General features: G+C 72.3%; 9 protein-coding genes and 1 pseudogene. All 10 read right to left on the reverse strand.

Going from position 1 to position 9683, the window contains the following annotated elements:
* Positions 1 to 1175: pseudogene (locus B4M60_RS07205) on the reverse strand (polyribonucleotide nucleotidyltransferase); the annotation flags it as partial.
* Positions 1176 to 1510: 335 nt separating this feature from the next.
* On the reverse strand, positions 1511 to 1780 hold the full coding sequence (rpsO, locus tag B4M60_RS07210) for a 30S ribosomal protein S15 (RefSeq protein ID WP_291081751.1): 270 nt from the start codon (positions 1778 to 1780) through the stop codon (positions 1511 to 1513).
* A 129-nt stretch (positions 1781 to 1909) separates the two neighbouring features.
* On the reverse strand, positions 1910 to 2887 hold the full coding sequence (locus B4M60_RS07215) for a bifunctional riboflavin kinase/FAD synthetase (protein ID WP_291081753.1): 978 nt from the start codon (positions 2885 to 2887) through the stop codon (positions 1910 to 1912).
* A 23-nt stretch (positions 2888 to 2910) separates the two neighbouring features.
* The gene (gene truB / locus B4M60_RS07220) at positions 2911 to 3822 is read right to left on the reverse strand and encodes a tRNA pseudouridine(55) synthase TruB (protein WP_291081755.1); all 912 of its coding nucleotides are present in this window, start codon (positions 3820 to 3822) and stop codon (positions 2911 to 2913) included.
* Positions 3819 to 4538: a 4'-phosphopantetheinyl transferase family protein gene (locus tag B4M60_RS07225; protein WP_291081757.1), complete on the reverse strand. Its 720-nt coding sequence runs from the start codon at positions 4536 to 4538 to the stop codon at positions 3819 to 3821. Before B4M60_RS07225 ends, truB begins: the two co-directional genes overlap by 4 nt.
* Positions 4535 to 5461, reverse strand: coding sequence for a metallophosphoesterase family protein (locus B4M60_RS07230; RefSeq protein ID WP_291081759.1), 927 nt, complete (start codon positions 5459 to 5461; stop codon positions 4535 to 4537). Before B4M60_RS07230 ends, B4M60_RS07225 begins: the two co-directional genes overlap by 4 nt.
* Complete coding sequence (locus B4M60_RS07235) at positions 5458 to 6843, reverse strand: MATE family efflux transporter (protein ID WP_291081761.1); 1386 nt, start codon at positions 6841 to 6843, stop codon at positions 5458 to 5460. The genes B4M60_RS07230 and B4M60_RS07235 overlap by 4 nt, the downstream gene beginning before the upstream one ends.
* Entirely contained in the window at positions 6827 to 7792 is a 966-nt protein-coding gene (locus tag B4M60_RS07240; RefSeq protein ID WP_291081763.1) for a DHH family phosphoesterase, read from the reverse strand. Before B4M60_RS07240 ends, B4M60_RS07235 begins: the two co-directional genes overlap by 17 nt.
* Complete coding sequence (gene rbfA / locus B4M60_RS07245) at positions 7789 to 8250, reverse strand: 30S ribosome-binding factor RbfA (protein WP_291081765.1); 462 nt, start codon at positions 8248 to 8250, stop codon at positions 7789 to 7791. Before rbfA ends, B4M60_RS07240 begins: the two co-directional genes overlap by 4 nt.
* Before the next feature lie 112 nt (positions 8251 to 8362).
* On the reverse strand, positions 8363 to 9683 hold a 1321-nt coding region (infB, locus tag B4M60_RS07250; RefSeq protein ID WP_291081767.1), incomplete at its 5' end, for a translation initiation factor IF-2.

A 9683-nucleotide genomic window follows, 5' to 3' on the forward strand; every position in this document is an offset into this window, starting at 1 on the left:
AGGATCTGGGTCTCGCCACGCTCGAACAGCGCCGAGCCGTGGGCGCGCGGGATGACCTCGACCTCGGCGGACAGCGCACGGATGTCGCGCGTGCCGCGTCCGTCGATCCGGAAGTGGTCGGTGAGGATGCGCTGGCGGACGATCTTCTTGGTGAGCGACTTGAAGGCGGCGCCGATCTCCCCGGCGCGGCCCTCGAAGCGCTCGCCGAGCGCGGCCAGGACCTCGGCCTTGAGCGCGTCGGTGGCGCCGTCGCGCTCCTGCTTGTCGGCGACGGCCATGATCTCGCCCAGCTTCGCCTCCGCGACCTCGGAGACGGCGGCGAACGCGTCGTCCTGGTAGGGCGGGAACAGCGTGAACTCGCGCGCCTCGGTGGGCGCGGCGGTGGCCAGCGCCTGCTGCGCGGCGCACAGCTCGGCGATGAACGGCTTCGCGGCCTCGAGGCCCTGCGCCACGACGTCCTCGGTGGGTGCCTGGGCGCCACCGGCGATCTTCTCGATGACGTTGCCGGTGGCCTCGGCCTCGACCATCATGATCGCCACGTCGGCGCTGTCACCCGAACCGACGACGCGACCGGCGACGACCATGTCGAAGACGGCGTCGGAGAGCTGCTCGACGGTCGGGAACGCGACCCACTGCCCGGCCGGGTCGGCGGCCGTCGGGATGAGGGCGATCCGCACGCCGCCGACGGGCCCCGAGAACGGGAGGCCGGACAGCTGCGTGGACGCGGAGGCGGCGTTGATCGCCACGACGTCGTAGAGGTCCTTGGGGTCGAGGCTCATGACGGTCACGACGACCTGGACCTCGTTGCGGACACCGTCGGCGAACGTCGGGCGCAGCGGCCGGTCGATGAGGCGGCACGTGAGGATGGCGTCGGTGCTCGGCCGGCCCTCACGCCGGAAGAACGAGCCGGGGATGCGGCCCGCGGCGTACATGCGCTCCTCGACGTCCACCGTGAGGGGGAAGAAGTCGAAGTGCTCCTTGGGGTGCTTGCCCGCCGTGGTGGCAGACAGCAGCATCGTGTCGTCGTCCAGGTACGCGACGACCGCGCCGGCGGCCTGCTTGGCCAACCGTCCGGTCTCGAAGCGCACCTCGCGGCGACCGAAGTCGCCGTTGTCGATGGTCGCTACGGTCTCGAAGACTCCGTCTTCGACCTCGACGGCCGTGATCTCTGGCATGTGTAGTCCTGTCCTGTCGGTGACTGGGGGCCTCTGGGCGGATCTCTTCCGCCGGGCCGCCGGGCCACACGCCAGGAACGTCCCGGTTCGACCTCGGTCTTCGATCGAAGCAGCCGGAACCGGTGCCCCTCCCAGGGGAACCCGCCGTTCCGGCGGCCACTACCGAGGACCGTCAATCGGACCTGTCGACGCCCGGTACGTGCGCACCGGCCGTGTCCAGGCTACCAGGGAAAACACCCCGGGTCACCGGGGCGCACCGGGGTACCGCCCCCGGAAAGCACTGTTCCCCGCCCTCGGGGAGGACGGGGAACGGCGGCCGGGACGCGACGGTGGGGTCAGCGACGCAGACCGAGGCGCTCGATGAGCGTGCGGTAGCGCGCGATGTCGACCTTCGCGATGTACTTGAGCAGACGACGCCGGCGGCCGACCAGGAGGAGCAGTCCGCGACGGGAGTGGTGGTCGTGCTGGTGGGTCTTGAGGTGCTCGGTGAGCTGGGTGATCCGCTTGGTGAGCATGGCGATCTGGGCCTCGGGCGAGCCGGTGTCGGTCTCGTGGATCCCGTACTCGGCCAGAACGGCCTTCTTCTCTTCGGTGCTCAACGCCATGGGTGTCTCCTGGTTGTTCCAGTCCGCGAAAATGTAGGACCCCGCCGCCGCGAACCGCAGCCGGGCCGAGTGGAGACGCTACCAGGCGGGACGCGGGCGAGCCCAATCCCCCGAGCTCGAGCCCCGCGGTCAGGCGTCGGCGCCGTCGGCCGCGAGGACCGTGCGGGTCCGCGCGACGTCGCGGTCCATGGCCACCAGCAGCTCGTCGACCGAGGTGAACTTCTCCATGTCCCTGACGTGGTCGACGAAGTCCACCGCGGCGACGCGCCCGTAGAGGTCGGCCGACTCGTCCAGCACGAACGCCTCGACGCTGCGCACCGCGTCGCCGAACGTGGGGTTGGTGCCCACGGAGATGGCCGCGGGGTAGCGGCGGCCGGGGACGATCGTCCCGTCGACCGGATGGTCGTCGAGGAGGGTGAACCAGCCCGCGTACACACCGTCCACCGGGATCGCCGTGTACTCGGGCAGGTCGAGGTTCGCCGTGGGGTACCCGAGATCGCGACCGCCGCGTCCGGCGCCGTGGACGACGACCCCGGACACCCGGTGCGGTCGGCCGAGGATCGTCGCCGCACCCGCGACGTCGGCGTCCGAGATCAGGCGCCGGATCCGAGACGACGATATGGGTTCCCCGTCCGATTCCAGCAGGTCCACCACCCGCACCTCGATCCCCCGGTCGGCGCAGAGCTCGCGCATCACCCCCGGGGTGCCGGCGGCGCGGCGCCCGAACGTGAAGTTGCTGCCGACGGTGACGGAGCGGCTGCCCAGCCCCTCGACCAGGACCCTGTCCACGAACTCGTCGGGCTCCCACGAGGCCATCCCGGCGTCGAAGGGCAGGGCGAACACCGCGTCCATGCCGAACTCCCCCGCCAGCTCCGCGCGCCGCTCGAGCGGCGTCAGGACCAGCGGGTGGGTCCCCGGCCGGATCACCTCCACCGGGTGCGGGTCGAACGTCACCAGCACCGGGCTCGCTCCGAGATCACGCGCCGAACCGACCGCGTGGTCGACGAGGCCGCGATGACCCCGGTGGAGTCCGTCGAACACCCCCAGTGCGACGGAGGTCCCGCCGTCAGGGATCACGATCTCGTCGAACGTCCGCCACAGCTGCACGGCGACAACCTTACGCCCGGGGTTCACAGCCCCGCCGGTCGCATGACCACGACCGGAGCGGCCCGCTGCCCCGACTCGGTGACCAGTGCCGCGACCCGTCCGTCGGGCCCCACCGCCGCCGTCACCCCCCGATCGCCGCGGGCCTCGAGCCACCGCCCGTGCCGCAACCCCTCCGCCTCGTCGGCGTCGACGTCACGACGGGGGAAGGCGATCAGTGCGGCGGCGTCGAGATCCAGGGACAGCCGGGGGTCGGACTCCAGCTGGTCGAGGGTCCTGGCCGCGTCGAGCCCGAAGGGACCGACGGCCGTGCGGCGCAGCGCGGTGAGGTGGCCGCCCACCCCGAGGGTGGAACCGAGGTCACGCGCCAGCGCGCGGATGTAGGTGCCGGTGGAACAGTCGACGACGACGACGAGGTCCACCACCGCGCCCGTCCGCGTGCGCTCGAGGACCTCGAAGCGCGAGATCGTCACCGGCCGCGACGGGAGCCGGACCTCCTCCCCCGACCGCACCCTGTCGTAGGCGCGGCGGCCGTCCACCTTGATCGCGCTCACGGCGGACGGGACCTGGTCGATCCGCCCGGTCAGCCCCGCCACCCCGGCGTCGATCGCCTCGTCGGTCACCCCGGAGGCGTCCACCCGCGCGGTGACCTCCCCCTCCGCGTCGTCGGTGGTGGTGGTCTCGCCGAGTCGGATGGTGGCCTCGTAGGACTTGGTCTCCAACGCGAGCAGCCCGAGCAGCTTGGTGGCCCGCTCGATGCCCACCACCAGCACCCCGGTGGCCATCGGGTCGAGGGTGCCGGCGTGCCCGACCTTGCGGGTGCCGAAGTACCGGCGCAACCGTCCCACCACGTCGTGGCTGGTCATCCCCCCGGGTTTGTCGACCACCACCAGTCCGGGATCGGGGGCGGGACGGGGGTCGGGTCTGCGCGGTGTCACGGGGCCACGTTATCCACACCGGCGGGCCGGAGCACGATCGCCGAGGCGACGTAGCCGTCGCGGACGGCCCACCGACCCCGGAACTCGACCAGATCCGGTCCCCCGTCCACCGCGTGCGGGTCCACCAGGATCCGGGACCGCAGCACGCCGCCGACCACCTCGTCGTCGTCCCCGTCCGGCACCAGGGTGATGTGCGCGTCGGCGAACCCCAGCCACCGACGGGTGAGCGGGAACCACGCCTTGTACGTGGCCTCCTTGGCCGTGAACAGCACCTTGTCCCAGTGCACGGACGGCACCTCCCCGGTGGCGGCGCGCACCCACGCCGCCTCCTCCGGCAGGGCCACCGCGTCGAGGACACCGTCCCCCAACGGCCCGTGCGGCTCCACGTCCAACCCCAGCGACCGGACCCGGGCGGACGGCGCCAACGCCGCCGCGCGCAGGCCGTCGGTGTGGGTGAGCGTGCCCACCACACCCGCGGGCCACACCGGCATGCCCCGGCCACCCCGGGTGATCGGTACCGGCGGCAGGCCCATCCGGTCCATCGCCTCGCGCGCGCAGGCCCGGGCCGCCGCGAACTCGATCCGGCGGCTCTCCACCGCCCGGCCGATCTGCTCGGCCTCGGAGGGGTACAGGGAGTCGAGGGCGGCCGCGTCGTCGAGACCCAACTCGTCGAACGTCACCGCCACCACGTCCCCGGGCAGTACGTCGCGGATCATCGCTCCTCCTCCAGGTCCGGCCCGGTGTCCCCGGGTCGGGCGATCCTCGGCATCCCGTCGTCGCCGCGGATCCACCGCACCTGCGGGAGTTCCGGGGCGGGCAGGATCTGCCGGGCCAGCGGATCGGGCCGACCGCGCGCCCCCCACTCCCGCGGGTAGCCCAGGGAGACCTCGTCGAACCGGACGCGGTCGTGGACGGTGGTGCGGGGGATGTGCAGGTGCCCGTACACGCAGGCCACCGCCCGGTATCGGCGGTGCCAGTCCGAGGTCTGCTCCGTTCCGCACCACAGCGCGAAGTCGGGGTGGCGCAGGACCTCGGTGGGCCCCCGCAGTAGCGGCCAGTGATTGACCAGGACGGTCGGGTGCGCGGGGTCGAGCGCGGCGAGCCTGGTGGTCGTGGCCACCAGCCGCTCGCGGCACCAGGCCACCGCGTCCGGGTAGGGGGCGGTGTCGATGAGGAACTCGTCGGAGGCCACCACCCGACGCTCGCGGGCACCGGCCAGGGCGACGGACCGCGACTGGCCGGGCTCGCGCGTCCAGGAGTAGTCATAGAGCAGGAACATCGGCACGACCCACGCCGGCCCGCCGGGACCGGTCCACAACGGGTACGGGTCCTCGGGGGTGTCGACGCCGATCGACCGGCACGCGTCCACCAGGCGGTCGTACTTGGCGGGGGAGGTGATCCCCGCGTCGTCGCGCCCGATCCACAACTCGTGGTTGCCCGGCACCCAGATCACCCGCTCGAACGCCGCCGCCAGCCGCTCGAGGGCGTCGATCACGTGGTCGGTCTTCTCCGCGACGTCGCCCGCCACGATGAGCCAGTCCCCCGGATGCGAGGGCCGGATGTCCCCGAGGACGTCGGAGTTGCCCCGGTGGCCGACGTGGAGGTCGGACACCGCGCGCAGGCTCGGGTGATCGGTCATGCCGTGGCCTGCTCCCGGGTGGGCCCGGACGGCGTCTCCGCCCCCAGCACCAGCCACCGGTCGCCCCGGACCCGCGAGGCCACCGCGACCAGACGCAACGCCACGAACGCGCCCATCCCCCACCAGATGCCGGCGAGTCCCCAGCCGTAGTGCCTGGTGGCGAGGAGCACCGGGAGGAAGCCGAGCAGCGCCGCGAGCACGGTGGTGGTGCGCAGGAAGGCGGCGTCGCCCGCCCCCAGGAGGACGCCGTCGAGGCCGAAGACCAGGGCGGCGGGCACCACCACGACGGCCATGCCCAGCAGCGCCACCACGAGCCGGTCGGCGACCTGCGCATCGCCCGAGAGCAGGGCGGACATCGGGGAGCGGAACACGGTGGTGAGCAGGGCGAGCGCGACCCCCAGACCCAGCGACCACAGGACCACGGCCCGGACCAGGGCCCTGCCCTGCGCGGCGAGCCCGGCACCCAGCGCCGCACCCACGAGGGACTGCGCGGCGATCGCGACCGAATCCAGGAGGAGGGCGTAGAGCGCCCACATCTGCTGCGCGAGGTGATGGGCCGCGAGCGACTCGACCCCGGCCGCGGCGGCCGCGGTGGTGGCCACGGCGAAGGTCACCTGGAAGGACGCCGTCCGGATCACCAGGTCGACACCCAGACGGAGCTGGCTGACGATCACGGTCACGCGCGGGCGCAGGGAGCCCTCGTGCTCCAGCACCAGGGCCGCGAGGAACCCGCCCGCCATGACCACCTGACCCGCGAGGTTGGACCACGCGCTGCCCACCAGGCCGAGGGAGGGGGCGGGGCCGAGCCCCGGGACCAGGACCACGCACCCCAGGGTGGAGAGCCCGATCCCCACCCCGACCAGCACCAGCGGCGTCCGGAATCGCTGCACCCCCCGCATCCAGCCGTGGCCGGCGGACGCCACGAGGATGCACGGGATGCCCCACACCGCCACCCGGAGCCACGCGGAGGCGTCCGCGGCCACCTGTGCGTCCGCGGCGAGCACCCGGGTCAACGGCCCCATCAGCGCGGACACGGTCCCGACCACCACCAGCCCCACCGACAGCGCGATCCAGGTGGCCTGGACGCCCTCGGCCACCGCGTCGGCCCGCCGACCGGCACCGTGGAGCCGGGCCGCGCGCGCGGTGGTCCCGTACGAGAGGAAGTTCATCTGGGTGCCCAACACCAGGAGCACGAGCGCACCGACGCCCAGCGCCGCGAGGTCCCCCGCCCCCTGCCTGCCCACGACGATCCCGTCGACCAGCAGGTAGAGCGGCTCGGCGGCGAGCACGGGAAGGACGGGCAGCGCGATCGACCACAACCGGCGGCCGAGTCGGCCCACCCCCACGGACCGGTCGTCGGGCACCTCAGCCGAGGAGGTCACGGAGCCTCGCGGAGACGTCGCCGAGTCCCCCCCGCATCGTGCACCCGGCCGCCGCGGGGTGCCCGCCACCGCCCAGGGCCGCGGCCACGGCCGAGACGTCCACCGCTCCGCCGCGGGACCGCAGCGACACCGCCCACTCCCCCGGACGGAACTCCTTGAGCAGGACCGCCACGTGAGCCTCGCGTACCCCCTGGAGGTGCGACACGATCGACTCGACGTCCGCCTCCTCCGCGGTCGCGATCACCGCGTGGGGAACGTGCAGCCACACCGCGCCCCGACCGCCCACCGCGGACGCCTCGAGACGGACCGAGGCCAGCAGACCGCCCAGGACGGGGAGCCAGGAGAACGGGTGTGCGTCGAGCAACGCGAAGCCGAGGTCGATCGACTCCGCGCCCGCGGCGAGCAGGCGCCGGGCCGTGTCGTGAGAGCCCGGACCGCCCCAGCGGAAGGAGCCGGTGTCGGTCACCAGACCGGCGTAGAGGCTCGTCGCCACGTCGGCGTCGATCTCGTAGCGCCCGGCGTCGAGGATGTCCAGGACGAGGGACGCGGTCGACGCCGCGCCCGGGTCCAGGAGGAGGTGCGACCCGAACCCGGGGTTGGACCCGTGATGGTCCACCACGAGGACCTCCGTGGCGGCGTCGGCGAGCGGCGTCCAGTCACCGGCACGGTCCGCGCTGGCGCAGTCCAGCGTCACCACGAGACCACGGTGCAGGGGCACCTCACCCAGCGGGATCACGTGCTCCGTGCCCGGGATCACCCGGAGGGCGTCCGGGACGATCCCGGGATCGAAGGAGTGGTGGACGGTGACGCCCCGCGAACGCAGCGCCCGGGCCAGACCCGCGGAGCTGCCGAGGGCGTCGGCGTCGGGCCGGATATGGCAGAGGACGGTCACCTCGCGGTGCCGGGCCAGCACCTCGGCCGCGCCGCCGGCGTCCACCAGGGCGGTCACCGGTCGTCGTCCTCCGGTGACGCCGCCTCCTCGTCCCTCCGATAGGGGTCCTCGTCACCCGCCGGGCGCGCGCCCTCCGCCACGCGGCGGACCATCTCGTCCTGCGCGCGGGCCTTGGCCAGCAACTCCTCCATCTGGCGCGCCGCATCCGGCACGGAATCCAGCACGAAGGTCAGCTCGGGGGTGAACTTGACCCCGGTCTGCCTGCCCACCATCGTCCGGAGCCGTCCCCGGGCCGTGGCGAGGGCGTCCTCCGCGGCCTCGAGGTCGGGTTCATCGTCGAGAGTCGTCCCGCGGACCGTGTAGTACAACGTCGCCACCCGGAGGTCGGCGGTGATCCTGGAGTCCGTGATGGTGATGAACTCCAGACGCGGATCCTTGATCTCGTGTTCGATCGCCGTCGCGACGATCTCCCCGATCCGCTTGCCGAGCCGTCCGGCCCGTCCCTTACCGGCCATGGCGATCCTCCTAGACGTGGCGCGGTCGCCGTGCGACCGCTTCTTCCCCAGCATGCCGTGGGGGCAGGCCCGTGCACCACGGAACCTGCCCCCACTAGTGTCACCGTCGACGTCAGTCGCGCGGCTTCTCGACGAGCTCGTAGGTCTCGATGACGTCGCCGATCTTGATGTCGGAGTACGTCACCGTCAGGCCACACTCGAAGCCCTCGCGGACCTCTGTCGCGTCGTCCTTCTCGCGGCGCAGTGAGGAGACGGTCATCTCCTCGACCACGACGTTGCCGTCGCGGATGAGCCGCGCCTTGGCGTTGCGACGCATGATGCCGTCGAGCACCATGCAGCCCGCGATGTTGCCCACCTTCGAGGAGCGGAACATGTTGCGGATCTCCGCCTGTCCGAGCTTCTTCTCCTCGTAGATCGGCTTGAGCATGCCCTTGAGCGCGCTCTCGATCTCGTCGATCGCCTGGTAGATGATCGAGTAGTACCGGATGTCCACGCCCTCGCGGTTGGCAAGCTCTGTGGCCTTGCCCTCGGCTCGGACGTTGAACCCGATGATCACGGCGTCGGAAGCCGTCGCCAGGTTGACGTTGGTCTCGGTCACCGCGCCGACTCCGCGGTCGATGACGCGCAACTGCACCTCGTCGTCGACCTCGATACCCATGAGGGCCTCTTCGAGGGCCTCGACCGTACCGGAGTTGTCGCCCTTGATGATGAGGTTGAGCTGGCTCGTCTCCTTGAGGTGCGAATCCAGGTCCTCGAGGCTGATCCGGCGGCGGCTGCGCGCGGCCATCGCGTTGCGCTTGCGCGCGTTGCGGCGGTCGGCGATCTGCCGGGCCGTGCGGTCCTCGTCGACGACCATCAGGGTGTCGCCGGCGCCACAGACGCTGGTCAGGCCGATGACCTGGACCGGACGCGACGGGGTCGCCTCCTTGACGTCCTCGCCGTGCTCGTCGACCATCCGGCGGACCCGGCCGTACGCGTCACCCGCGACGATCGAATCGCCGACCCGCAGGGTGCCGCGCTGGATGAGCACCGTCGCGACAGGGCCGCGGCCACGGTCGAGGTGCGCCTCGATCGCGACGCCCTGGGCGTCCATGTCCGGGTTGGCCCGGAGGTCCAACGACGCATCCGCGGTGAGGACGACGGCCTCGAGCAGCGAATCGATGTTGAGACCCTGCTTGGCGGAGATGTCGATGAACATGGTGTCACCGCCGTACTCCTCCGGCACGAGGCCGTACTCGGTCATCTGGCCGCGGATCTTGTCGGGCTGCGCACCCTCCTTGTCGATCTTGTTGACCGCCACCACGATCGGCACGTCGGCCGCCTGCGCGTGGTTGATCGCCTCGACCGTCTGCGGCATCACGCCGTCGTCCGCCGCGACCACGATGATCGCGATGTCCGTCGACTTGGCACCGCGGGCACGCATGGCGGTGAAC

This window comes from Dietzia sp. UBA5065, assembly GCA_002415925.1.
GTDB lineage: Bacteria > Actinomycetota > Actinomycetes > Mycobacteriales > Mycobacteriaceae > Dietzia.

Excerpts from the sequence above, each read along its gene's own strand:
- rpsO (WP_291081751.1), bottom strand. The coding sequence starts at position 1,780 with ATGGCGTTGAGCACCGAAGAGAAGAAGGCCGTTCTGGCCGAGTACGGG.
- B4M60_RS07225 (WP_291081757.1), bottom strand. The coding sequence starts at position 4,538 with ATGATCCGCGACGTACTGCCCGGGGACGTGGTGGCGGTGACGTTCGAC.
- B4M60_RS07230 (WP_291081759.1), bottom strand. The coding sequence starts at position 5,461 with ATGACCGATCACCCGAGCCTGCGCGCGGTGTCCGACCTCCACGTCGGC.
- rbfA (WP_291081765.1), bottom strand. The coding sequence starts at position 8,250 with ATGGCCGGTAAGGGACGGGCCGGACGGCTCGGCAAGCGGATCGGGGAG.